21 protein-coding genes are annotated in these 24,861 nt (G+C 38.4%); 7 read left to right on the top strand and 14 right to left on the bottom strand.

Annotated elements, in window-relative coordinates; all coding sequences use genetic code 11:
* Positions 1–332: 332 nt before the first annotated feature.
* The 3 genes from PSH50_RS20420 to rph are packed head-to-tail and all read right to left on the bottom strand — an operon-like array spanning position 333 to position 2,145.
* Positions 333–716 carry a diacylglycerol kinase gene (locus PSH50_RS20420; protein ID WP_273588090.1) on the bottom strand — a complete coding sequence of 128 codons (384 nt, stop codon included), beginning with the start codon at positions 714–716 and terminating at the stop codon, positions 333–335.
* Positions 717–774: 58 nt separating this feature from the next.
* The gene (gene pyrE / locus PSH50_RS20415; protein ID WP_004588247.1) at positions 775–1,419 is read right to left on the bottom strand and encodes an orotate phosphoribosyltransferase; all 645 of its coding nucleotides are present in this window, start codon (positions 1,417–1,419) and stop codon (positions 775–777) included.
* Positions 1,420–1,431: 12 nt separating this feature from the next.
* On the bottom strand, positions 1,432–2,145 hold the full coding sequence (gene rph, locus PSH50_RS20410) for a ribonuclease PH (RefSeq protein ID WP_004588248.1): 714 nt from the start codon (positions 2,143–2,145) through the stop codon (positions 1,432–1,434).
* A 163-nt stretch (positions 2,146–2,308) separates the two neighbouring features.
* Here rph and PSH50_RS20405 point away from each other — a divergent pair, with 163 nt between their 5' ends.
* The 7 genes from PSH50_RS20405 (at position 2,309) to PSH50_RS20375 (ending at position 7,754) form a co-directional block, all read left to right on the top strand.
* Positions 2,309–3,169 (top strand): YicC/YloC family endoribonuclease, encoded by an 861-nt coding sequence (locus tag PSH50_RS20405; protein WP_273588091.1) that lies wholly within the window; start codon positions 2,309–2,311, stop codon positions 3,167–3,169.
* A 182-nt stretch (positions 3,170–3,351) separates the two neighbouring features.
* The gene (locus tag PSH50_RS20400; RefSeq protein ID WP_273610022.1) at positions 3,352–4,584 is read left to right on the top strand and encodes a site-specific integrase; all 1,233 of its coding nucleotides are present in this window, start codon (positions 3,352–3,354) and stop codon (positions 4,582–4,584) included.
* Between the two features lie 7 nt (positions 4,585–4,591).
* Positions 4,592–5,380 carry a hypothetical protein gene (locus PSH50_RS20395; RefSeq protein ID WP_273610021.1) on the top strand — a complete coding sequence of 263 codons (789 nt, stop codon included), beginning with the start codon at positions 4,592–4,594 and terminating at the stop codon, positions 5,378–5,380.
* A gap of 125 nt (positions 5,381–5,505) precedes the next feature.
* A complete protein-coding gene (locus PSH50_RS20390; RefSeq protein WP_273610020.1) occupies positions 5,506–5,739 on the top strand; it encodes an AlpA family transcriptional regulator in 234 nt (77 codons plus the stop codon).
* Entirely contained in the window at positions 5,736–5,963 is a 228-nt protein-coding gene (locus PSH50_RS20385; RefSeq protein WP_273610019.1) for an AlpA family transcriptional regulator, read from the top strand. Before PSH50_RS20390 ends, PSH50_RS20385 begins: the two co-directional genes overlap by 4 nt.
* A 197-nt stretch (positions 5,964–6,160) precedes the next feature.
* Positions 6,161–7,066 (top strand): inovirus-type Gp2 protein, encoded by a 906-nt coding sequence (locus PSH50_RS20380; RefSeq protein ID WP_273610018.1) that lies wholly within the window; start codon positions 6,161–6,163, stop codon positions 7,064–7,066.
* A 151-nt stretch (positions 7,067–7,217) separates the two neighbouring features.
* Complete coding sequence (locus PSH50_RS20375; protein ID WP_273610017.1) at positions 7,218–7,754, top strand: HGGxSTG domain-containing protein; 537 nt, start codon at positions 7,218–7,220, stop codon at positions 7,752–7,754.
* A gap of 42 nt (positions 7,755–7,796) precedes the next feature.
* On the opposite strand, the gene PSH50_RS20370 is transcribed toward PSH50_RS20375, so the two are convergent.
* The 11 genes from PSH50_RS20370 to PSH50_RS20320 form a co-directional block, all read right to left on the bottom strand.
* Positions 7,797–8,495 (bottom strand): J domain-containing protein, encoded by a 699-nt coding sequence (locus tag PSH50_RS20370; RefSeq protein ID WP_273610016.1) that lies wholly within the window; start codon positions 8,493–8,495, stop codon positions 7,797–7,799.
* 117 nt (positions 8,496–8,612) lie between these two features.
* On the bottom strand, positions 8,613–11,498 hold the full coding sequence (locus PSH50_RS20365) for a type I restriction endonuclease subunit R (RefSeq protein ID WP_273610015.1): 2,886 nt from the start codon (positions 11,496–11,498) through the stop codon (positions 8,613–8,615).
* 55 nt (positions 11,499–11,553) lie between these two features.
* A complete protein-coding gene (locus PSH50_RS20360) occupies positions 11,554–13,548 on the bottom strand; it encodes an RNA-binding domain-containing protein (RefSeq protein WP_273610014.1) in 1,995 nt (664 codons plus the stop codon).
* A 6-nt stretch (positions 13,549–13,554) separates the two neighbouring features.
* The gene (locus PSH50_RS20355; RefSeq protein WP_273610013.1) at positions 13,555–14,778 is read right to left on the bottom strand and encodes a restriction endonuclease subunit S; all 1,224 of its coding nucleotides are present in this window, start codon (positions 14,776–14,778) and stop codon (positions 13,555–13,557) included.
* Positions 14,771–16,345: a type I restriction-modification system subunit M gene (locus PSH50_RS20350; protein WP_273610012.1), complete on the bottom strand. Its 1,575-nt coding sequence runs from the start codon at positions 16,343–16,345 to the stop codon at positions 14,771–14,773. The genes PSH50_RS20355 and PSH50_RS20350 overlap by 8 nt, the downstream gene beginning before the upstream one ends.
* A 13-nt stretch (positions 16,346–16,358) precedes the next feature.
* On the bottom strand, positions 16,359–18,461 hold the full coding sequence (locus PSH50_RS20345; protein WP_273610011.1) for a type I restriction-modification system subunit M: 2,103 nt from the start codon (positions 18,459–18,461) through the stop codon (positions 16,359–16,361).
* An 81-nt stretch (positions 18,462–18,542) separates the two neighbouring features.
* Positions 18,543–19,478, bottom strand: a complete 936-nt coding sequence (locus PSH50_RS20340) for a hypothetical protein (protein WP_273610010.1) — start codon at positions 19,476–19,478, stop codon at positions 18,543–18,545.
* A gap of 23 nt (positions 19,479–19,501) precedes the next feature.
* The gene (locus PSH50_RS20335; protein WP_273610009.1) at positions 19,502–20,425 is read right to left on the bottom strand and encodes a restriction endonuclease; all 924 of its coding nucleotides are present in this window, start codon (positions 20,423–20,425) and stop codon (positions 19,502–19,504) included.
* Between the two features lie 263 nt (positions 20,426–20,688).
* Entirely contained in the window at positions 20,689–21,276 is a 588-nt protein-coding gene (locus PSH50_RS20330; RefSeq protein WP_273610008.1) for a hypothetical protein, read from the bottom strand.
* Positions 21,276–21,980, bottom strand: a complete 705-nt coding sequence (locus PSH50_RS20325; protein WP_273606950.1) for an AHH domain-containing protein — start codon at positions 21,978–21,980, stop codon at positions 21,276–21,278. The genes PSH50_RS20330 and PSH50_RS20325 overlap by 1 nt, the downstream gene beginning before the upstream one ends.
* 333 nt (positions 21,981–22,313) lie before the next feature.
* Positions 22,314–24,776 carry a S8 family serine peptidase gene (locus PSH50_RS20320; protein WP_273588092.1) on the bottom strand — a complete coding sequence of 821 codons (2,463 nt, stop codon included), beginning with the start codon at positions 24,774–24,776 and terminating at the stop codon, positions 22,314–22,316.
* Positions 24,777–24,861 lie beyond the last annotated feature (85 nt).

Here is a 24,861-nt window from a genome sequence, read left to right as displayed (position 1 = left end):
GTTGCGATTAAAGCGTTAAACTTTATCTCGCTAGGGCTGCGCATCTTACGCTTTCCTATTTTTTTGTCAACACTTAATTTTGTTAAACTTGAAAGTTTTTAAAACTAAGTTTTACTCAACTCACTGATTGACTCTTGCCTCGCTAAGCGTTGCTGTCTGCCGTCTCAGTGGGGTCGCATTATAGGGAGATCCGAAAACAGATCAACCCTTTTTTGAAGAAAACTTGAAATAAATGACTGTTCGCTGATTATTTGAGCCAAATGCGCTAAAAACACAACATAACTAGCACTTTATTAACATTTTAGGTGTATTAATTGGTTTATATAGAGGGTTTACTGAAATAACTTTATATACAAACTAGCACCCCACACGATCGTAAGGATCATTAATGAGAGTGTTACCGCTGCAGATCCCATATCTTTCGCACGCCCCGATAATACATGGCGCTCTGTACTTACGCGATCAGTGAGCGCTTCTATTGCTGAATTAAGTAATTCCACAATCAATATGATCAGTAATGTACTTACTAACAATGCCCAATGTAATACCGATGAGGCTAGCCAAAAAGAAATGGGTAGCAAAATAATGCTAAGTAGCAACTCTTGCCTAAAAGCCGCTTCTTCTATAAAGGCCGCTTTAAAACCAAGGTACGAACAATACGTTGCTTTAAATATACGCTTTATACCAAGGCCGTTAGGTTTAAATACATCTCTCATTATTAGCTCTATTTACTGTGGTCAAAATAAAGCCCCGCAATTGCGAGGCTTTTTTTAGTTAGGCAATACCGTATTGATCTCGGTATGCTTTAACTGATGCTAAATGCTCGTCCATTGTACCTTGGCTCTCAAGGTAGCTAATAAGATCAGCTAATTTTACAATAGAGATCACTTTGGTATTAAAGTCGCGCTCAACCTCTTGAATAGCTGAAAGCTCAGCTTTGCCTTTTTCTTGGCGATCAAGTGCTATTAGTACACCACTTAGGTCTGCGCCGTTATCGGCAATGATTTCCATTGATTCACGAATCGCAGTGCCTGCAGTGATCACATCATCCACCAGCATAATTTTACCCGTTAATGCAGAACCTACTAATGTACCACCTTCACCATGTGCTTTTTTCTCTTTACGGTTAAAGCAATAAGGTACATCTTTATCATGGTGATCTGCCAGCGCTACTGCGGTAGTGGTTGCAATAGGAATGCCTTTATAAGCTGGGCCAAATAAAACGTCGTATTCTATTGCGGCGTCTTCAAGGGCTGATGCATAAAAACGACCCAAACGTGCTAAATCACGTCCTGTATTAAAAAGGCCAGCATTAAAAAAGTATGGGCTTGTACGACCTGATTTAAGGGTAAACTCGCCAAATTTTAACACCTGCTTTTCTAAAGCAAATTCAATAAACTCTTTTTGATAATCTTTCATTGAGGTACTCGCTTATGCTAACGCTTGTTTTTGAACGTCAATAATTTCACGGATTGAATGTTTAGCCAGTGTAAGTAGCTCATCTAATTCGTCGAACGAGAATGGTTCGCCCTCTGCGGTACCTTGTACTTCAATAATTTTACCTGTTTCAGTTAAAATTACGTTCATATCGGTTTCGGCTTCAGAATCTTCAAGGTACTCTAAATCACTAATTGGTTGGCCTTTATAAATACCTACCGAAATAGCAGCAATCATATGCTTAAGTGGGTTTGAGTTGATCATTCCTTTAGCGCGCATGTGAGTAAGTGCATCAACTAAAGCAACGCATGCACCACTGATAGATGCAGTACGTGTTCCGCCATCAGCTTGAATCACATCACAGTCAATTGTAATGGTGTTTTCGCCAAGCGCTTTTAAATCTACTGCAGCTCTTAATGCGCGAGCAATTAAACGTTGAATTTCCATAGTACGACCGCCTTGTTTACCACGTGCTGCTTCACGTGCGTTACGTGTATGCGTTGAGCGCGGTAGCATACCGTATTCAGCGTTGATCCAACCTTTACCTTGGCCTTTCATAAAACGTGGTACACCTGCTTCAACCGTAGCAGTACAAAGTACTTTGGTATTACCAAACTCAACAAGTACTGAGCCTTCAGCGTGTAATGTGTAATTACGTGTAAATGATACCGGTCTAATTTGGTTAGGTGTTCTTTCGCTTGGACGCATTGACGATCCCCTTAATTCTGAATTTGCGACATTATAAGTGCATGTGCAGGTAGATGCCATGCTGATTGTAAAATATTCAGCGTAATAAATTTTCTCTAGAGGTTAAGCAGTGTTACGGTATAATCATCGCAATATTGTATTAATAAATTTTAGGAACTTATCCATGATCCACAGTATGACTGCTTATGCGCGTCGCGAAATTAAAGGCGATTGGGGCACTGGCACCTGGGAAATTCGTTCAGTAAACCAGCGCTACCTTGAAACGTTTATTCGCGCACCAGAGCAATTTCGTGGCATGGAGCCGGTAATTCGTGAGCGTTTACGTAAAAATTTGCAACGCGGTAAAGTTGAAGTATTTTTAAAGTTTGTTGCAAATCCAGCACACGTGGGTGAGCTATCAATTAATGAGTCACTTGCTGAGCAACTAATAAATAGTGTTAAATGGGTGCAGCAACAAAGCAGTGGCGACATTAACCCAGTTGATATACTGCGCTGGCCTGGCGTAATGGAAGCACAGGAGCTCGATTTAGATACCGTTAATAAAGCACTTATAGCGGGCTTTGACCAAGTAGTTGAAGATTTTAAATCAGCCCGTGGCGATGAAGGCGCAAATTTAGAAGAAATGATTGCCACTCGCCTTGATGCCATACTTGAGCAAGTTACTGTAGTAGAAAGTCACTTACCAGAAATAGCAAAGTGGCAGCGTGAAAAGCTTAATCAAAAGCTTGAAGACTTAAAAACCGACATTGACGAATCTCGCCTTGAACAAGAGCTTATTTACCTTGCGCAAAAGCAAGATGTTGCCGAAGAACTCGACCGCTTAAAGTCGCACGTAAAAGAAACTAAAAAAATTCTTAATAAAGGTGGCGCATGTGGCCGCCGTTTAGATTTTATGATGCAAGAGTTTAACCGCGAAGCAAACACCCTAGCCTCTAAGTCTATTAATAGCGATATTACTAATGCAGCTGTGGAGCTAAAAGTGCTTATTGAGCAGATGAGAGAGCAAATTCAGAACATAGAATAATGTTTTAGCCTGTTTCAACTTGTATACAAACAATTAAAAAGCCTAGATTTTTCTAGGTTTTTTGTTTTTCATGGTTCATACTAGTTTCTTATTGTTTATGTCTAAGTGGTTACCAAATAGGTTACAATCCAATTTAGTAACCACATACAAAAAACTTCTAGTAGCCACTTTACGGTGAGAAAATGAACCAAAAAGAGTTAAAATCAGTTATCAAAGAAACAACATCTGCCAGAGTGCGTGTTGTTAAAGGGTTGTATATAAAACCTAACAAAGGAAGAACTGGTGGAGCATGGGAAGTTAGGTACACAATAAATAAAAGACGCTCATTTATGACGTTAACTGGAGGTCACTTTCCAGAGCTATCGCTGTCAGATGCCAAACTTATCGCAAACAATGTTTTCCAAATGGTCAAACAAGGCAAAGACCCTTTGCAAAAACGTATTGAAAGCAGTAAGAAAACTATTATCACTGTTAGTGATTTATTTGATAACTGGTTTGAAGGTGTTAGGAAAAGGCTAAAACATCCCAATGTAGCTTTAAGATATTTCACTAACGATATTAAACCTTCAATAGGCCGTCTTAAAGTTGAAGATGTAAAAGCTAAACACATACATGATCTAATTAATGATATATCCAATAGTGGACGTCCATCTATTGCCAATAAAGTCCTACTTCAATGCAAACAGCTTTTCAAACATGCCCAAAAGTTAGATTGCACTGATAAGAACCCAGCAGCTGCTTTCGATGCAAAAGATGCTGGTGGTGTAGGAAAAAGCCGCACCCGAATATTAAGTAGTGATGAAGTAAAAACTATATTTAGATCTTTTGAAGAGAATAGCCATATTTTTACTAAAGATAATTACATAGCATCAGTTTTACTACTTACTTTAGGGGTTCGAAAAGGTGAGCTCATAGCTGCAAAATGGAGTGAATTCGATTTTACAGAAAATTGTTGGTTTTTGCCCGAGTCAAGAAGTAAAACAAATGTAGCTATAAAAATACCTATAGCACCCGCATTAGTACCATTATTTGAAGAATTAAAAGTACGTTCTTGTGGATCTGATTACCTATTCCCGTCGAGGCGAACAAGTAAAAGAAGAGCATATATATCTGATGATACTCTTAATCATGCTTTAGCCAAAATGTTTGGCCGGAAAGTCGACAGCAAGAAAAAGCCATACCCAAATATTTTAGGTAGTGAAGGTATTGAATACTTTGTAATTCACGATCTAAGGCGGTCATGCCGTAGTCTTTTGGCGCAATTAGGAGTTCCTGATAATGTAGCCGAGCGCTGTTTGAATCATAAGATTAAAGGGGTTGAAGGGGTATATAACCGATACGATTACTTTGATGAGCGACAAAAAGCGCTAAATGAATTAGCAAACCTTGTTATACCTTTAATACAAGATAATTGAGCTTATTATGACTGCTTCAAAAACAGCTCCTATCACTGGCGTTACAAATAATGGTAAAAAGCAGCAGATTGAAAATCTAAAGAATATGGTTTTTCCTGAAATGCTTTTTAACCAGTTAAACAGTGACACCCTAAAACAAGATAATCATTTAAAAGTGGCCTTAGAATCTTTGTACTCAGGCATTGAGCTTCTTAAGTTAATCAAGTACCGAGTTGAAAAGCTAAAGACTAATAAAGAGCTATTACCTAAAGATGAGCACACAATGCTTAGAGAAGTTGATAACGAGCTGAAAAATATTTCTAATACTCTGAGTTCATCTTACAACTCTAGCGAACATCAGCTAAGTGATGCTTTAACCAGTGCGCTTCTTATCGGCTATCATGCTGGCGCTCATGATATGAGAGTTAATTTGGAAAAACATGCTGAGAGAGGTTTTCAAAAAGGTGTACTTGATACGCAAGCTGGTGGAATAAAAACAGCAGCAAAGACTGACTCACTCAAATCGCTTATATTGGAAATGGCTAATTACCTAGATTCAGTCGGAGATTACGGTAAACTATCTAAAAAGATTCTAGCTCAAGCGATACATCCTCTTATTTACGATTTCTATATTAAAAATAAGGAACTGGAGTGCTTTCATATATTCAAAAGATGTGAAGACACTGAAGCATATATCAAAAATCACTTACATAAGCCAAAGCTGATAAGTGCAAAGGGTAAGGCATATCCCATAAAGCTCAGCCAGTTGCTAAAGAAAAAATACAGCACTGCGGAAATTAGAAATAAATTAAAATAATTTATTCTTAAATTTCAGTTAATAACAGTAAAAAAAAGCCCTACCCACTTAGTGAGTAGGGCTTTCCTATCCCTATATTCTTTCATAATTCTCCCCATCAACAATGATGAACCGGAGAAACCAATTTGAACCAACTAACAACACCAACAACTCAATTTACTGACCGCCTAGTCAGAGAAGCAGAAAGAGCCAAAATAACGGCTGTCTCTCGAACCAGCGCTTGGGCTTTAGAAAAAAAAGGCCTCTTTCCGAAAAGAAGAAAGCTTCATGCCGATAGCGACAGAGTTTGTTGGTTATTAAGCGAGCTTTTAGACTTTGTAAAATCTCGCGAAGTTATAAATATGGAGCGACCTCAATGAGCGAGAAAAAGCTACCAGATCTTGCTATGTATATTGACGATGCTCGAATGATTAAAAAGCCTGAACTGCAAAAGCTTCTTAACATCAGTAGGTCAACACTTGGAAGATGGATAAAGGCTGGCCATTTCCCCCCACCAGCTCATGTAATAAATGGGCGGTCCATGTGGCATTTTCAAGATTATAAAAATTGGCTAGCTAATAAACACTCAAAAGCAGGTAAATAAACTGCTTTTTTTTGGCCTACTGATGACGCACTTTGAAACAAAATGATCAGTAAAAACACGCTATTCAACAAACTAAAAACATATCTTAGTTATTATTTTAAAAGGGCTTTTATCTGTAAAGCGCATATCCACTAATAGCGGATATTAAATAATATAAGAAAGATACCAATTAATAACTAAAGCAAATAGATAGAACAATGACCTTTAAAATATCAACAACTAACTCAGTAAACTTTATATACAAAGACCATAGCTACAGAGTATTCAAACCAAAGACAAAAGGCCAAGATCTAAAAGCATTAACTAAAGTGTTTAGGCATTGTGAATGTATGCTTTCTCACTACTCTAAAGTACTCGTAGCAAGAATAGACCTAAGTACTAAATCTTATTCTATTAATAATCAGGCGTTCTTAAAATTTATTAAAAAACAGCTGTCGATACTTACAAAACAATATAACTGCAAAGTAAGTTACATATGCGCTAGAGAGAGAAATACATCTTCAAATCATCATTATCATTTAGCTGTGTTGTTAAGCGGGCATAAAATAAATCATAGCAGTAAGTTAACCTACCAATTAAAGCATGCTTGGGAATCTGAAGGCCTAGGCTCAGCCTCACTGGTCAAGCACCCATACTACCTAATGCACAGGGGTAATAAATTCAGTATAGAACCAGCTCTATACCGCTTAAGTTATTTTACTAAACGTGCCACAAAAGAAGCTAGCATTAAGGCTCATAGCTACTTATTTAGTAAACTTGAATACTCAACAGAGCACGTTGATAAACGCTTTAACGATATGCTACTCGTAAATTCAGCTATTACATACCAGCAAAATAAAGAAGCGGCTCTAATAAACCTAGATAACTCAGAGGCTGGTGGTATCAAGTTACTAAAAAGGTTATCAGCTATAAGCAGTACACAGCTAATACAATCTAAACTTCATCGCTCATTGCAGTACAGCGATCACCTTAATCAAGTTAATAACGCTGAAGTACCTTTGCAGCACTCTAAGAACCGAAGTATACACATGCAAAGTGATCGATCACCTTACGTGCACAGACAACATAAAGCACTATTAAGTGTTCGCTTTACGCGGCATTAAAATATCATAACCCATTGATTTATATATTTACTCTATGATGGTAAGCATATAAACATTCGATTTTAAAAACTTTAAAGAAAATAGATTTTCAAAAAACAAACCCTATGAACCGAAAGTTCACCGAGCATGATCGATCATAAAAAGGCAAAAAATGAGTAAGTTTGATTTAGACAGTCTACCCAAGTGCGGGGCCAAAACACGTTCAGGTAATCCCTGCAAGCGCCTAGGCAACAAGCGAAATGGTCGATGTAAATTTCATGGAGGTCGCTCTACAGGTGCAAAAACAACCGAGGGTAAACTTGCTGTACGAACCAATCCTGTTAAAAATGGTTTTGGATGGAACCTAATGAAAGGCTATGACCCCGTATTAATAGAAGACTCACTTAAAGCATACATTCAATTGTGCGATATAGTTGGGCAGAAAAGTATTAACAACTCCGAGGTGAACAAGCTAGTATCACAATACAGGGTAGCGTTAGAATGCTTTAAATATCGTATTTGTGAATACTATGGCGCAGAGGCCTTTATTATTGTTCAATCAGCACTTGATGCATATTACAAAGATACAGATAGTCATCATCTTCACTTTCATATCCACACGAAGGTAGTAAAAGCACCGTACTTCCACCAGCATATGAGTGAAGCAAGAAAGCAATTTCTACTTATTAATAAAGCCAATGTAATTTAAGGGTTTATACAACTGTCACATAACTAGTTATTCAATAACTTTTTAATTAAAGCTGACTATTACAATAAATATAAGGAAAATGATAAGGAGTACAGCAATCAGATCAGATGTCTCATTTCTACTCTCTTTATCTGTATTAAAATAATCAGGGTATTTTTCTTTTACTTTTCTTAAAATTAACGAGCCTTGTGAATCACCTAAAACCCTTACCGCTTGGTTTAGCTCTACGGCTATCTCATTTCGGTTTTCGACAATAACTTGCCTTGCTAATGCTTGAACATGATTGTTCGTACCAAAATAAGTCCTTAAAAATTTATCCTCCATTTTAGAAGCAATACTATTAGCTTCATTAAATGACTTACACTCAAGCAGGTAAACTTTAAAAGTCATCCCTAAGTCATAGCTAAACTTATTTAACCTTTTTAATACTGCTTCTATTTCAGGGTAGTACTCTGTAGCTAATAACCAATCACTTTCAAATTCAAACGAAGTACATTGGCCCTCATTTTCTTGCGTGAAATCAAAACACCCTCTACTAGCCAACTCATCATCATAAGCCTTTCGTTTGGCTTTATTTGAAAGAGTGTCATACGCTAGATTTATTGCCTGCATTCTAACTTTGGACGCCTCAGAGGAGTCCACGTCAGGATGATATTTTTTTGATAGAACTCTAAATGCAGCTTTTATTACTTCAGGTTCCGCACTCGGGCTAATGTTCAAAATACTATAATAATTTTCCATTTATCGTACCAAGCTATCCTTTAAAAAGTTAACCTATATGATTATAAATCATGAATAAATTTTAGATACTTCAACCGTCAACCGTTGACGGCTTAAGCAAAATACCACTAGAACCCTTTAAAACCCTGTCATAAATGTATCTACAAAACGTTTAAATTTATCAGTAATGATGGGGAGTACTTTTTTGCGCTGTAATAAGCTGGGTTTGGTTTCGAGCACGTCAGCAAAGTCATCCCTTAGTGGCATTTCGTCACTTAGCTCATAACGGGTTACTAGCTTTTCTAGGCGTTCTTGGTTTAGCTTTTGCTCTTGGGCAAACTTCTCAAGCTCTAGGCGCTTTTCTTTTTCCCAATAAAGCTCAAACTCTTCATCAATGTCAGCACTGGCAGGTATGCCTTGTAAATGCTCGTCCATAAACTTATCTATAAGTGCCTTTTTACTTAATAAGGTTGGGTCTGTGGCTATTAGGTTTGCTATTACTTGGCGTTTACGGGCTTTTTCGTCAGTACTTTCTTCACCGTGTAACTCACGTAATAACTGCAAAATATAGGTTACGTTTACTATATCGCTGTGTAATAGCTCTAGTTCAAAATCAACGTCATCTAAAACCGATACTTTTTCCTTACTTGAGTTCTCACGTAGCTGCCTGCCAAGGTCGGCATACTTACTCGTATAATCCTGAAACTCTTGCTCGCCCATGGAGGTTGAGTCCATATCAAAGTCAGCAAAGTTGCTTAACATGTTCTTTAAGCGCATAAGCTCACGAAACTGCCTCACAAACAATGCCTGAGCCTCTTCGTCAGGTAAAGCATCAACAGAATCAACGGTAGGCGTAATTGCCATTAGCGCATCATAGGCGCTGTTAAAATCAGTAAGCAGTTCATTATACGAAGGGGTTTCTATAAACTCTTTAGGCTGCTTATTTGAGAATAAAGTAAAGGCAGTATCAGCGGCTTTTTTAAGGTTTCTGAAGCACACTACGTTACCGTGCGATTTAGTCTCACCCAATAAACGGTTGGTGCGCGAAAACGCTTGTACTAAACCATGGTACTTAAGGTTTTTATCAACGTATAAAGTATTGAGTTTAGGAGCATCAAAGCCTGTTAAAAACATATTCACCACCAGCAATATATCAATCTCTTTGGCTTTAACGCGCTTAGATATATTTTTGTAATAGTCTTCAAATAACTTACTGTCTTTGGTGGAGTAGCTTGTACCAAACATAGCATTATAGTCGTTAATAAATGAGTCTAACCTATCGCGGCTATGTAGTTTAACGGCTTGCCCTTCGTTTAAATATTTGGCTGATACTTCTTTAATTTGCGCATCATCATTACCTAGTTCGTACTCTTCCTCTTCATTAGCCTCATAACTAAATATGGTGGCAATTTTAAGGTTGTGTTTGTCTTGTGCTTTTTTACTCGCAAACAGCTCATAATACTGAATAAGCTCTGCAACGCTTGATACACAAAACATGGCGTTATATTCACGACTATGTGTTTTACGGTTATGCTGGGCAATAATATAATCAGTTATTTTATCTAAGCGCGCAGGCGAGGTTAAAAGCTCTTTAGTGTCGATGTCTTCAACTTCAATATCTAGATTGTTGTTAGAGCCATCTTTGTATTGATAGCGCCCAACGTACTCAATAGCAAACTTAAGCACGTTAGCGTCGCGTATTGCATCCACAATTACATAAGGGTGTAAGCATTCACCAAATAAATCTTTAGTGGTGCGTTTAACTGAGTTTTTAGCAACAGCATTGTCGGCAAATATAGGCGTACCCGTAAAACCAAACAACTGCGCGTTATTAAAAAATTCGGTAATGTTTTTATGCGTACCACCAAATTGGCTACGGTGGCACTCGTCAAATATAAACACAATGCGCTTATCTTGCAGGCTTTGCATTTCTTTTAAATAGCGCTGTTTAGTCACCACGTTATTAAGCTTTTGTAGTGTAGTTACCACCAGCTTAGTATTACGGCTTTGGTTGACCTTTTTACCCTTCATTGGCTTATCTAACAGCTGGTGGAACAACATACTAGTATTGTCGGTGCTGTCTACGGAGCCTTTTACAAACGCATTAAACTCAAGCGCTGTTTGGTAATCTAGATCTTTACGGTCTACCACAAATACTACTTTATCAACCTCACTCAGCGAGGTCATAATTTGCGCCGCTTTAAACGAGGTTAAAGTTTTACCTGATCCCGTTGTATGCCAAATGTAGCCGTTATCGGTTGTAGTTTTAACTTGCTCTACAATCGCTTCTACTGCATAAAACTGGTACGGCCTGAGCACCATCAAGTACTTACCTGTTTCATTAAGCACTATGTACTTGGTGAGCATATGCGTTAAGTGCGAAGGCGTTAAAAATGCTTCGGCAAAGTCGTGTAACTGGCTTATTTTATTATTTTTATTATCAGTCCAGTCAAAGGTTTGCTTAGCCGACATTTCACTATTGTTAGAAAAGTACTGGCTATTAACCCCATTCGACATTACAAACAGCTGCACATAGTTAAACAAACCATGGTTGGCATGAAACGAATGCTTTTGATAACGCTTAATCTGGTTAAACGCTTCTTTTAGTTCAATACCACGGCGTTTTAGCTCTATTTGTACCAGCGGCAAGCCATTAACCAATAGCGTTACATCGTATCGGTTAGTGTATGTGCCCTTTACTGTAATTTGTTGCGCCACCTGAAAGCTATTTAGCTGCGGCTCATCAAACAACAACGTTAAGTGTCTGCTGTCGCCGTTATCAAGTGTTACATCAAGCTGGTCGCGCAGTGTTTTGGCCTTTGCAAATATATTACCCTTACCAAGCTTACCCAATATTTGCGTAAACTCAGTATCGCTTAACGTGCAGCCATTCACTTTTTCAAGCTGCTGCTTAAGATTGACCTCAAGTGCTGCGTTATCCTTTAAAATAACGCGTGCAAAGCCTTGATCGCTAAGCTGTGCAATTAAGTTATCTTCTAATTGTTGTTCACTTTGATAATTCATTTATACCTACAATTCCTTGGTGCTAGCCTTGTGCAATACATTCACAGCTTTATTGCTAATCTTTGTGTAACTTATAACCCTGCTCTGGGTGATTCGGTATTGTTGGATATGCCAAAAACAATACCTGCTCTTTAACCATTTTACTTAAGTAGTTACGTCTTAGCGTGTCGGGCTTCATTCCTAGCAGCTGTGCTATATCACCCAACCTTAAACAGTGCGGCTGTGCTTCTTTACATAGGGCTATTATTGCTTGTTCTACCTCAGACTTCTGCTTTCTACTTGAGGCAGATCGTACTTGCTCACCTATAACCCATAGTGAACTCCATAACTCATTAGCTGCAGCTGTCTCAACTTCTGTATTGTCTTGGTCCGGAGTATTTAAAGCTAGGTCCGGACCTTCATTGCTTAACTCCGGACCTTCAGTATCTAGGTCCGGACCTTCGCTATTTAACTCCGGACCTTCAAACAATGAAAGCTGATCTAACTTGGGAGAGGCTACAAACGTAATACTCTTACCTGCATCATTATCAGGTGTAGGGATTTGTATCCCTTTTAAGTGATATATCTTGCCTCTGTGCTGGCCTGCCGACTCTAAGTACCCTGCATTAACTAACTGACTTAACGCAAGTGTCACTTCTCTTGTATGCTCTGAGGTCAACGAGCAAATACGCTCGTGGTTAAACCATGACTCAGTAATGGCGGTAATCAAAATAGTTCGCTTAAGCTCGCTCAGCTTTTTGTAGCCACTACCAAAGGTATCTGTAAGGCGCTTATCAAGCTCAGGCGACACAATATTAACCATGCGCAACTCTAAAAAGGTTTGATTCAGCTCATCCTTTTCATACATATGCGGTGGCTGCCAGTTTTGCGCTTTACAGTTACTGTATATTTTAGGAATACCCGACCCTGCTTTTTCGCTTAAACCAATATTTAAAAACATTTGATGAATAGCAGGGTTTCGGCACTGGCTGTTACCCCCCGCCTTAGCCTCATGCACAGGTATACGCATTAGCCCTGCGTTTCTAAAGCCAATGAAGTCAGGGTGCTTTTCAATTAAAATATTACTTTCGGTATTAAATTCTGCATGTGCGAGTGTATTAACAAGTGCTTCACGAATGGCCTCATGCGCGGGAGTGGTATCTTGCCGTTGGCCGTCATCGGTTAAGCTAAACCCTATTTTTAAATCTGCCGTGAGCTTACGATACACCTTACGATAAAAATCAAAAGCATTACCCGACCAAGAGCCGTCAGTATAAATTCGGTCTATCCAGCGGTGTGTGCTGTCATCTTTTTCTTGATAATCAAGTGCAAAACTAGGCAACGCATCTTGAATCGCATCCCACTTACCAAACATCACTAAGCCAGCAAGGGTTAAACCTGCTTTGCCTGTTGCGCGGTCTTGTTGCCAGCCACGTATTGAGCGCAAAAACTCTTGGTCGCTCAATTCTAAAAAAGGGTGTTGTGGTTTGGCGTCAACAAACATTTGCCTATAAATGCGAAGGCTTTCGGGGTCTATGTCGTCAAGGGTAAAGTGCTCTAAAATACGGTTGTCGCGCACTTCCTCTTGCTCTGCCAGCATTTTATTTACTGCCGGTGGCAAACACTTTTGATCGGCCTCGTAACGGCGCTGATAAGTCCCATTAAGTGGGTTCGCATTTATAAATACAGGGCGGCTTTCGCGCGGGGCGCGTGGTACAGTAATCGCAATAATCGATTTGCCTTCCAGTATTTCAATGCGCACGTCACTTTCGCTGAGTAAATTAACACTCACTTTATTCGGATTATTAACAATATCCCAAATATTCTTAATTAGCGGCGCTGGGTTTGTTATACCCTCAACTGTAAACGTGCCTTTTTTTTCTTTAATGCCCAATAAAATTAAGCCACCACGAGTATTGGCAAACGCGCTATAGGTTTCCCATATATCATTAGGCACTGCACCATGGCCGTCGCGGCCACCAGCCTGCTTGCACTCAACCTCTACGCTTTCTTGCAAAGTTTGAATATCAATAATGTTCGCTATTGGGTTGTCGTTAATTTTATTGGTCATTGTTTCTCACACAAACATTTGCTGTAGTAAGCCTTTTTTAAATAGCTTAGTATGTTCAATTTGCTCGTTAACAGCGTCTATTTTTTTATCGAGCGATTGTAAAAATTGCGCTATTTTTTGTTGTTCTTCTATACATGGGAAAGGAACTTTAACCTGATAAAAGTCTTTCTCACCAATATTTAATAGCCCATCCATACGAGCAGATGATGAAATTAATCTTCTTAGTTGTTTATCCAAATATTTCATCGTAAATAATTGAGCAAAAAAACCTTCTACACCTTTAGATAATTTAAAGCTTCTGTATACAAAAGGAATTAATGCCTCCTCCTCCTCTAACCTGTAAATACAGCCATAAGTGTAACTTTTAGAGTTGCCTCGATTATATGCAAACTCCCCTCGTTTTAAATGGATATATTTATTTAAGCTAGTACCAGCAATAACTTGGCTAAACCTATCATTTTGATGAAGAAACCCCTTACCCGCGGAGATAGTCATAACATTATCAATTACTCTATCTGCCTTACGTTTTATTGGTTCAGCAATATCAATCAATTTAAACATATCCCACTCAGGAAATGCCTTTCCATCATAGTCTTTAAAGCGGATTTTTTGGCTGAAAATTTGTTGTATTACGCCTTTTTTATAGTCTTTTAATAAACGGTATTTTTCAGTTAACTGGCTGATTTTAGTATCTACAGAAGTAAGAAAATCAGCTATTTTTTGCTGTTCAACAAGCTTAGGATATGCCAATTTTATTCTGTAAATGTCTTGGATGTTGATTCGCGTTACAGTAGTACCAATTGAAAGTTTTTTTACTTCAAACCTCGACTTAGGAGTTTGAAGCAAATGAGATAAGTAGACTCCACTCATTTTTCTTTCTTTGGGTTTTAGAAGTACCATTCTCTGCCCTAAACAAATCTTTTTACCTTTTGGGACCAAGCAACTCTCTCCAGCAGGAGCCTCTCTTGTAAAAAGAATATCCCCAAAAGTCGGAGTTGCTCTTTTTGTCCATTCGTGAAAACCTTCACTACTCGTATAGCGAATATCACCATATTTAATAAGCCCATCTCTCACATTATTAGTTCTGACTACTAAATACTCTGACGAATCCACGTAAGGTGCGGTTTTATGTTCGCAGTCTATAATTTGAGTGCGGGATTTTTTTAATGTCTCAACACTCCATTCATCGCTGAAACCCTTAAATCTAAGCTTTGGCGCATACTCATTCATTAATCACCTCAAACGGTGTATTAATACTTAATTGATAACAAAAGCTAGTGATCGTTTTATCTGTTTCTCGTATCGCTTTATCATTTTCCACCAGCTGTTTTACGACCTCACTTAAATCAACAATCTCTTCTTCCTCAAACGTATCTACGTAGCGAGGAATATTAAGGTTATAGTCGTTTTCAGCTAAATCAGCTTGCGTAGCAGTAAAGGCATATTTATTAATGAAACTGCGCTTACTTACTGCATCTAAAATGCGTTGTAAGTTTTTCTCACTCAATACGTTGTTATTAGTACCTTTTTCAAAATCATTACTGGCATCTATAAACAATACGTTGTCGTCGGTTTTACGGTGTTTGTTTAGTACCAATACACAGGTAGGTATAGACGTGCCAAAAAATATGTTAGCAGGTAGGCCTATTACCATATCAAGGTAGTTTTTTTCTTTAATAAGGTGCTTGCGTATATGCCCTTCGGCTGCACCACGAAACAACACGCCGTGCGGTAACACCACTGCCATTGTACCGTTGTCGTCAAGCTGGTGGATCATGTGTTGTACAAAAGCAAAGTCGGCCTTGCTTTTTGGTGCTAGCTTACCGTAGTCGGAAAAGCGCTCGTTATTCATGTGTAGCGGGTTGGCAGACCAATCAGCCGAAAATGGCGGGTTAGCGACTACGGCACTAAAGCGTTGCTCGATGTGTGCAGGAACCTCTAGCGTGTCGTCGTTTTGAATGTCGAACTTAGTGTAATGCACGTCGTGCATTATCATATTCATACGCGCTAGGTTATACGTACTTGGGTTTTGCTCTTGGCCGTAAAATTTTAAATCTGGGTTATTAGCTTCTTTTGCAACACGTAACAACAATGAACCCGAGCCACAGGTCGGGTCGTAAACCGATTTTATATGCGGATTATTTAAGGTGACTAATTTTGCCAGTAACTTTGACACCATTTGCGGCGTATAAAATTCGCCTGCTTTTTTACCCGCGCCGCTGGCAAACATGCCAATAAGATATTCGTAAGCATCGCCAAGTATGTCTATTTCGCTACTTTCTAGGTGAAAATCGATGTTACCAAGGTGCTCTAATACTTTGGCTATTAACTTGTTGCGCGCATCGGGTGTTTTACCTAACTTGTTAGAGGTTAAATCTAGCTCGTCAAACAAGCCGTTAAAGTCGTCGGCACTATCTGCGCCCATCGTGCTTTGTTCAATATGGTTAAGTACGTTGGTTACATCGTCTAAAATAAACTTATCGTTAGCGCCGCGCTCAGCCAATACATGAAACAGCTCTGCAGGCTTTAAAAAGTAGCCTAACTTATCAAGCGCCTCTTCTTTTACTGCTTCTAAGTACTCTTGACCTTCTGCTGTTGTTTCGTCAATTTTAGCAAATACAATACCGTCTTCACTTAGAAGCTGATCGGCATAAGTGTTAAGCTTATCTGACAGGTATTTATAAAAAATAAGCCCAAGTATGTAATCACGAAAGTCATCAGCCGACATATTGCCACGTAAGCTGTTAGCAATATTCCAAAGTTGTTTTTTTAATTCTTGTTGGTGTTGTTGAACCATTAATTTAATCTCTTTATTTTAACTCTGTTTCTAACCACTTAATATGGTCACTTATCCCATCAAGTCCAGGATATATAGAAGCCTTGTGAACGCCGAATTTATATAGTTGCTCCCTAAAGCTTTCTTTTAAGCGACTAGGGATAATAATCTTTTTAATTTGGCCTGAATAAAATGGTAAATTCAATTCATTATGTACAGTGAAAATGCCACTTTGAGAGATGATTCTTCCAGTCAAGTGTGGAGGAATATAACGTCTGACAGGTTCATCATTAGGGAGCTCCAATGGGTCGGAGTAATCTTTAGTGTCAAAGGGCTCTTTTCGATCTGTTAACACATAAATTGCAGCGTCTTTTGTTGGTTCTTTTTCTACAGCAAAGTAAGTAGAAACCAATGGGTTTTTGCTCCAATCTAGTAATCTAGTAGGTAGGCCGTGATGCTGTGCTAAGGCAAGCCACTCCCATTCATCCCTAGGAGTAAATTCAAGAAAGGGTATAGCTTGCTGCTTAAAACTCTCAAATATAGCTTTTTCTACTTTATATATTTCATCTTGTTTTACATTCATCCTGCTCGCAGTAGTGCGCAGCTCAAAACTTTTGTCAACAACTCCCCTAAAAAACGTAAACTTGGGATTATACTTCTCAAAAACACTTAATAATTCCGCAAAACTCTTCACTTCTGTCGTTGGGTATAATGTGACATATTTAGTAATACTCAAGTTAAAGTCATTGCTTTCAATTTCACCTAAACTGACAGCTTTGCTAAAAAGTGTAACGCTATTTCTAGCTGCATAAGTTTGGAGTGTATTTAAAATTGTACCCTCAGTAATTGAGTTATTAGCCTTCGTACTACGGTAGTCATTACTAGCATCGAGAAATAATATATCTTTTTTGTTTATACGGTTTTTCTTAAAAACTAAGATACAAGTTGGAATGGAAGTTCCATAGAATAAGTTTGAAGGTAGCCCTATAACAGCATCTAAATAGTTAAAGTCTTTAATTAACTGCTTTCTGATAATACCTTCAGCACCACCTCGAAAAAGGACACCGTGCGGCACCACTATAGCCATGGTCCCGTTATCGTCTAGCTGATAAAGCATATGTTGGATAAAGGCAAAATCAGCTTTAGTCCGAGGTGCTAATTGTTCGTAATTAATAAATCTTGGGTCGCTTTTAAATGATGTTTTACGTGACCATGAGACAGAAAATGGAGGCACTGCAACCACAGCATTAAAACGTTGTTCTAAATGTTTTGGCTCCTCTAGGGTATCTCCTTTTTTAATATCGAAGTTAGAATAGGGTATTCCATGCATAATCATATTCATTCGTGAGAGATTATGAGCATTTGAATTTTGCTCTTGTCCATAGAGCTTTATATTAGGGTTGTTAGCTTCTTTAGCTACACGTAACAATAGAGAGCCAGAGCCACACGTAGGATCATAGACCGAATTAATATCGGGTGTATTAAAAGTTACTAATTTTGCAAGTAACCTAGAGATCATCTTAGGAGTATAAAACTCCCCAGCTTTTTTTCCAGAGCTACTAGCAAACATAGCTATAAGGTTTTCATAAGCACTACCTTGTATATCTAATTCACTATCTTCCAAATGCAAATTAACATTATCAAGATGATCAAATACCTTAGTAATCTGCTTATTACGAGATTCAGATGTTTTACCTAACTTGTTAGATGTTAAATCTAACTCGTCGAATACACCATTAAAGTCATTAAAGCTATCAGTGCCGATAGTCCTCTGCTCTATGCTTTTAAATACACTAATAGTTTCATCAAGTATAAATTCACCTTTTCTACCGCGATTAGCCAAAGAATGAAATAACTCTGAAGGCTTTAAAAAGTAACCTAACTCATCTAGTGCTGCTTTTTGAACAATTTTTAAATACTTTTGACCTTCAACAGTAGTCTCATCTAATTCAGAAAATACAACGCTATTTTTGTCTAAGAGTTGTTCAGCATAAGTATTGAGTTTTTCCGATAGATATTTATAAAAGATAAAACCTAATATGTAATCACGAAAATCATCGGCAGACATGCTACCACGCAAACTATTCGCCATACTCCAAAGTTGCTTTTTTAATTCTTGTTGGTGCTGTTGAGGCATTAATATTTTCTCTACTTAATCATTTGTTTTGAATTAACATCTACTTTGTCAATGATTTGCTCGCTAAAAGCTCTCAGGGTTTTAGCCTACAGCACTTACAAGCCATTCAATTAATCCTGCATTTACTGATAAATCAGCAAGTTTTTCAGCGTCCCACACCTGAATTGAATTATTCTTATCCATTGTATTAATATGGTCGCTTAGCTTTTTATCTGGTGTGTGGGTCACGTAAAAAGCTCTATCATAACCCTCTATATTTAATCGCTCTTCATACTCTTTATATAAACATAGATTACTCTGTGATTTCACCTGAACAATGGCACGTTCTCCGGTAACTGGCGCCAAGAGTTCTATATCTAGCGTTTTTATTGTGTTACCTGCAGAGCCAACCCTTGACCACCCCGATGAACGAAATATCAAATCAACAAATACTTCAAAATCTTGCGGAGATAAAAGTTGGATAATCTTTTCAAGAGAGAGCTTAAGTGATACTAAATTCGCCTCTACATTTTTAACATCGGGATGTTGAGTATTATTGATTTTATTAAGCAGGTACTCTTTTTCTTTAACATCACAAATTGTACCTCTGAAGCCTTGTACTTTAGTTAACTTGCCACTTAGAGCTTGTATGAAAAGTGAATTATTCTGACTATCTACACTGCGCCAACCATCAACTGTTTTACGTGATTTTGTTCTACTGCTCTCATCAAGAAAAACTTCTTCTTCAGCAAAGCAGTACCACAATTTACAGTCGTAAAATGTAATCCACATTGTTGTTTTAGGCTCAGTGTAAAACTTTTTAATTTGATTTCGGTGGCTTGTTGTTGAAGCTTTGTTTGTATTGTATTCCTGAGCAACAATTTCACTAACTTTATCCCAGTTATTACCTAAACATAACTCATGAGGAATTTGCCTGTAATCTAACTTTATTGTACCTTCTTTTTCAATACACTCACTCTCGTAATCCCCTTTTGAACCAAGCTTTATAAATAATACAGCTTCAGCTTTAATCGTCATTTTAAAATCCTTTTATATTGGGTTTAATCTTCAATAAAGTAATCGCTATCAAGCGCTTTTACTTCAAATACCTGTTTGGTGCTAACGCCTAAATTATGGGTAAGCATTAGCTCTGTAAGTTGTTTACCATCTACCAGCACTATGCGCTTTTCAATTAAGCCTACATACTCCAGTGCATCCTTACTAAAGCCGCTGGTGGTGATGAATACGCCCTTTTTAGCACGGTGCATATCAAGTGCACCCGCAAAGGCTTGTATGTCTGGTCTACCCACTGTTTTATTGGTATAGCGCTTAGCCTGTAAATATATCATTTCGAGGCCGAGTTTATCTTCTTTTATTACGCCATCAATGCCGCCATCTTGAGTATATTGCGTAGCTTGACCTGCATCTTTACGTGATCCGCCGTAACCCATAGCTAGCATTAAATCGACTACAAGGTTTTCAAAAAATGCAGGTGAGGCCGAAAGCACTGCCTGTAGTATTTCGTCGCTCAAGTTAGTGTTGAGTGTATCTACTGCGGCTTCTATAAGCTCTTCTGGTGTTTTGTGTGAGTTGCTATTAACTAAGCTGGTGGTGTTTTCGTCTAGTGAGTCGCTAGTGTCTTTAGTGCGGGTTTTAAAGTCTAAAAACTCAGGATATTGGCTTAAATACTGATTATTAATTTGCTCGCCCGTTGCTAATGCTGATAAACCTTTTTGCGTAATTGTACAAAAGGCCCTCCTAGGCTGTTCAATTAAACCTGCTTTAACAAGATAAGTTTTAGCCCAACTTAAGCGGTGGTAGGCATAAGTTTGCTTGCCGCTAGGAATACGCAGCTTAAGCTGCTCAGCCGATAAGCTTAGGCTTTGATAAACGTTTGCTTCAATATCTTTAAGCTTTACAGTTTTGCCACTAGCTAAGCATTGCAGTAATGGGGTCATGAATGATTGGTAATCTGGTAACGACATACTATATCCCTGCCAGCCGTATTAGTTAGTAACTAAACAGCTAATCCATTGTTCTTATTAGTTGAGATAATATACAAATTAAGTTTATGGGGCAAAGGTTATGTAAGCAGCTTTACTGTGCTTTATAAATAATTAACCCCTCGCAGGGCGCTGATCTTACGGGTAGCGGGAGGGGCGCTGTTTTGTAAAGAGTCTAAAAGTATAGTATTCCCAATTAACGGCTCATTAGCTACTAAATATATTAGCCTTTGAGTTGAGCGATACTAAACAAACGGGTCTAATAAATCTTCGTCAAATACTAAACCTTTGAGATTGTTACTTTGGATAATATTTTTAAACTCATCAGTACAATAAACTTTTTGAGCGCCTTCCAGCTTAGACTTAAATAATAACTTATTTTGTACATCATCTTGCTCAAAGTTAAGTAACTCTAAACCGTCTTCAAAGCCATCTTCATACTTAGTCAAACACATGTCTTTTTGCTCTTGTCCGAAGGTAAGCAAATTAAACAACATCATGTTATTGCCCTCAGCTTTAACGGATAAAAACTCTCCAAAACTTGCTAAACGCACTTTCAATAACTCATATACTGGCATCTTCATTATTAAAAAATGACCTAAGCGCGATATGTCATAGTCTTGTTTTTTAGCTTTACCAAAATAATCAAAGTTTAACCCCTCGGGCCATAGGTGACTAAATTCGATATTATTTAGCGAGGATGACATAAACATCCTTAGTACAGTATCTGTATCAAGGTCGTTATTTTTTGAAATTGTTTCTGAGAGCTCAACAATATCAAGGTCGATCACGTCGTATGTGTAAGCTTCGTTTTTAATTTGATATACAGTCACTATAAAGCCTTCCAGTTTTCATCTTTTGGTGCAATTAAACCTGCAGGCACAGTACCTGTTTTTATTTTAACTTTAACCGTTTTCAGCCTATTCAAAAATAAAGCCTTAGGCGTAGCAGCATTACCAAAGTTAGTATTAATCCATGTCTCATAATTATATCTGTGTAGCTTTCTATGAGGCGGGGAAGCTGGGCTATCCCAGTTCTGGTCTGTATTTTTTTCAAAGTTAATTAACCATACACCGTTAATGGGATCGTTAATACCAACTCCATGCAGATGAAGGTTAAGCCGTGTTTGTAACATATTCGCTGACTGGTATCGCCCTGTACCACAAATAATATGGTGAGCCTCGTGCAGCTTAGTTGGTTTAGGCTCCCCTATTGCAGCCAAGTGACGGGCAAGCTTTTGTGTTGGATGATGCTTTTCTTGTTTTAATTGCGTGACTGTAGAGCTTGCACTTAGCTCTCGGTATTCTTTTAAATCTGTTTGTAAGCGAGCGTGAGCTGTAATTCTCTCTTTCTCTTTTTGCAAATGATTAAAGTCACGAGCCATCTTATTTTTAAGATCTTCACTCGCCTTCCCTTTTTGAGCTATTCGCTTGTTATGGAACTCTTTAGCTTTTAACTCATAGTTATAAATAGCCATTTCTAATGGTGAAGGATTTTGAGGTCTCTCGGGATGAGGGTATGCGTGCATAGGTTTCATAAAACACTCTTCCTTGATTATTTAATTATGTTTGGGTGTATAATACAAAAACTAAACAGTTTATCAATTTTTATGCATCTTATTCGGTACTGATTTTAGCTTATTTCCTCTTTAGTGAATAAACGCTATCTACCAGAAACCGACTCCAATCGGTTACCATAGCGGTTACCAAGCACAAACAAAGCACCCACCAAACACATTAAACCACTGATAATAATAAAATTTAAATTAATACCCTACATTCAAATTCAGAATATTGAATAACTATTAGTCCATATAAAAAAGCACCACAATACATGTTGGTAAAGTGGTGCTTAATACTTCATCGGAGGGTTAGTTTTTGTGAAGCCTTGTGATTGCTACCGCGTAATCTGCTCGTGTAATTAACTTATCACCATTAAACGATGCTGATAACGTGGGCTCTAAATCATAAGCATTTTGGCTAATATTGTAATAAGCATTCATTACCCCTAAGTCTAAAGCAAGTTGCACATAACCTTTTAGCTCACTTGGGATTGCCTCTTGGTCTGCTAAAGCTATTCGTTGCTCACCATAAACTACAGTTATATCACCTTCAAAGCTAAAAGCTTGACTCTCCAATGCCAAAGATTGCATTAATGAATACGCGAGCTCATTTCGGCTAACTGGCTCAAGAGGGCTAAATAAGCTTGCATCGGATTGCATAACTGCTGCTTGATCTTGCTCTGTATTTCTAAGTGCAGCCCCTTTTTGAGTCACACTATTAATAGCCGCAGTAAAGTCGTTTGATACATCATTGAACTGACTATTTTTAGCTAAGTTCGACTGTCTAATTCCTCCTCCTAACATAAGAAAGTCAGCTAACTCTTGGCGTAAAAGATAGTCATTCGGATGAAAACCTGTTCTTTTAGCATCAACTAGCTGCTCACTAACGGCATATTCAATAAATGACTTTGCAGGATGATCGCTAATATCTCTGAGGCCTTTATACCCATCGGTCTTAACTATTTTAATATTTGCAGTGATTTCACTAGGTAGCCCGTAACCATTTGTAAGGCCAGCGGGGTCTACATCAACACCAGACACTCCCCCAATACCATGCGCTTTTAAGGTCCAATTACCAAATTCAGCCGGAGCAGTAACTGCGATATTTTGTCCTAAAACGGGTAATGCAATACTTGAACTATACGTTTTACCTGAAGGACTAACGAGTGATAAGCCAACCGTATTATCGTCAACATTAGCGTTAACCATTACCATGGAAGCATTCACATTTACGGGAATTAAAATACCGTCGTTTTCACCCACTGGGCTAAAGGGTACTGATTCACTATAGTCTGCTTGTATTGATGTTAACGCGTAAGCATTAAATTCACGTTGTAGTTTAGTCGTTTCACCAAATGCAAGCTGTGTGTTTACAACCGACTGTACTGCTGCGTAAGCATTTACATAACCTGCGCCAACTTCCCACGCTTCTTTGCCAGGCATATTAGTTGCTGTTTTTTGCAAGATACTTTTAACTTCTCGCCAAGTTAAATTTGGATTAGCTTCAAGCATTAATGCAACAACACCTGAAATGTGCGGGGCAGACATCGAGGTACCACTCATAGATGTATAATACGGTACGTGACTGGCTTCCATCACTTCGCTATCATCTGTAATGCTCAGTGCACTTAAACTAGATAAAGAAGCACGTGTAGAAATAACATCAACGCCTGGTGCAGTAATTGTAGGGCGATCTTCCCAAGTAAACGTTTCGCCATCTACACTTACAACGCCTGATTTACCTTTAACGCCGCGAGAACTAAAATCGGCTAACTGCCCATCTTTATCTCCTGCAGCAACCGTTATAACCCAAGGTGCTTTTTTAAAATTACCAGTAATCGTCGATTCACCGCTACCTGAGTTCCCTGCAGAGAACACCACTATTACACCGTTATCTGAAAGCTGCTTTGTTGCCACATTGGTTGGGTGATCTGGGTTGAAGTCGGTGCCTGTATCACTAGTACTACCAAATGAATTAGAGATCACACGAATATTGTAATCGTATTGGTGAGTTAAAGCGTAATCAAAGCCCCCTATCGTATCAAGTATAAATAAACCAGCTCCTGAGCCATAACCAATAATTTTAGCTCCGGGCGCAACCCCTTGATACTTACCACTAGACATGGCGCCATTACCACCAATAATGCCAGCTACGTGCGAACCATGGCCACCAGCAATATCTGTATTTGCCGTGTTTTCTTGATAGGTAATAGGTAGTATTTCAGAAAGAGAGTGCAAATTGGTTTGCGCCAATACGTTTTGTATAACATGGTTTGGATATTTAATATCTGAGTGAGTGCCGTCTACACCTGAGTCGTTAACTACTACCCCAATACCACGGCCCGAAAAAGGCATGCCTTGGTTACGTAGTGATGAATCTTCACGAAGCCTATCTACACCTGTAATTTGTGTTGAGCCGTCATTTTCTAACGTAAGAGGTGAGTTATACCAAACTGAGCGGACCTTATCAGAGGCATAAATTGCATCAATTTGAGCCTTGGTCGCTTTTATTCCCATAATTGGTAGATTATTAAAGGTGATCCCTCCAAGTACACCCGCCGATTCGATAACATTGGTTAGATCGCTTGTTAGCTTTCCTTTACCTTCAAACGTTACGATTACTTCAAAAGCATCTTGATCTGTTGCACTTGTAAGTAGTTGTTGCAGCTGCGGCCCTAATGACTTTGCTGATACGTGCAAGGGCGCTAAGCACATACCCGCACTCATAAGTCCGATCAGTAATTTTTTAGTTTTTAGTGTTGTTTTAAACATGAGCTTACACCTTAATTGTTTTGACCCATTGAGAATGGCAAACAACTAACGTTTAAAACATACGGGAAAACCCCTAGGGTGTATT

The organism is Pseudoalteromonas sp. Angola-7, from assembly GCF_028599255.1.
Taxonomy (GTDB): Bacteria; Pseudomonadota; Gammaproteobacteria; order Enterobacterales; family Alteromonadaceae; genus Pseudoalteromonas; species Pseudoalteromonas atlantica.
This window is presented reverse-complemented; position numbering and strand designations above follow the sequence as displayed.

Coding starts and splice junctions, on each gene's coding strand:
- PSH50_RS20360 (WP_273610014.1), bottom strand. CDS start 13,548: ATGACCAATAAAATTAACGACAACCCAATAGCGAACATTATTGATATT.
- PSH50_RS20340 (WP_273610010.1), bottom strand. CDS start 19,478: ATGACGATTAAAGCTGAAGCTGTATTATTTATAAAGCTTGGTTCAAAA.
- PSH50_RS20320 (WP_273588092.1), bottom strand. CDS start 24,776: ATGTTTAAAACAACACTAAAAACTAAAAAATTACTGATCGGACTTATG.
- PSH50_RS20355 (WP_273610013.1), bottom strand. CDS start 14,778: ATGAATGAGTATGCGCCAAAGCTTAGATTTAAGGGTTTCAGCGATGAA.
- PSH50_RS20375 (WP_273610017.1), top strand. CDS start 7,218: ATGAGTAAGTTTGATTTAGACAGTCTACCCAAGTGCGGGGCCAAAACA.
- PSH50_RS20385 (WP_273610019.1), top strand. CDS start 5,736: ATGAGCGAGAAAAAGCTACCAGATCTTGCTATGTATATTGACGATGCT.
- PSH50_RS20395 (WP_273610021.1), top strand. CDS start 4,592: ATGACTGCTTCAAAAACAGCTCCTATCACTGGCGTTACAAATAATGGT.
- PSH50_RS20370 (WP_273610016.1), bottom strand. CDS start 8,495: ATGGAAAATTATTATAGTATTTTGAACATTAGCCCGAGTGCGGAACCT.
- rph (WP_004588248.1), bottom strand. CDS start 2,145: ATGCGTCCAAGCGAAAGAACACCTAACCAAATTAGACCGGTATCATTT.
- PSH50_RS20420 (WP_273588090.1), bottom strand. CDS start 716: ATGAGAGATGTATTTAAACCTAACGGCCTTGGTATAAAGCGTATATTT.
- PSH50_RS20365 (WP_273610015.1), bottom strand. CDS start 11,498: ATGAATTATCAAAGTGAACAACAATTAGAAGATAACTTAATTGCACAG.
- PSH50_RS20335 (WP_273610009.1), bottom strand. CDS start 20,425: ATGTCGTTACCAGATTACCAATCATTCATGACCCCATTACTGCAATGC.
- PSH50_RS20345 (WP_273610011.1), bottom strand. CDS start 18,461: ATGCCTCAACAGCACCAACAAGAATTAAAAAAGCAACTTTGGAGTATG.
- PSH50_RS20405 (WP_273588091.1), top strand. CDS start 2,309: ATGATCCACAGTATGACTGCTTATGCGCGTCGCGAAATTAAAGGCGAT.
- PSH50_RS20380 (WP_273610018.1), top strand. CDS start 6,161: ATGACCTTTAAAATATCAACAACTAACTCAGTAAACTTTATATACAAA.
- PSH50_RS20350 (WP_273610012.1), bottom strand. CDS start 16,345: ATGGTTCAACAACACCAACAAGAATTAAAAAAACAACTTTGGAATATT.
- PSH50_RS20400 (WP_273610022.1), top strand. CDS start 3,352: ATGAACCAAAAAGAGTTAAAATCAGTTATCAAAGAAACAACATCTGCC.
- PSH50_RS20325 (WP_273606950.1), bottom strand. CDS start 21,980: ATGAAACCTATGCACGCATACCCTCATCCCGAGAGACCTCAAAATCCT.
- pyrE (WP_004588247.1), bottom strand. CDS start 1,419: ATGAAAGATTATCAAAAAGAGTTTATTGAATTTGCTTTAGAAAAGCAG.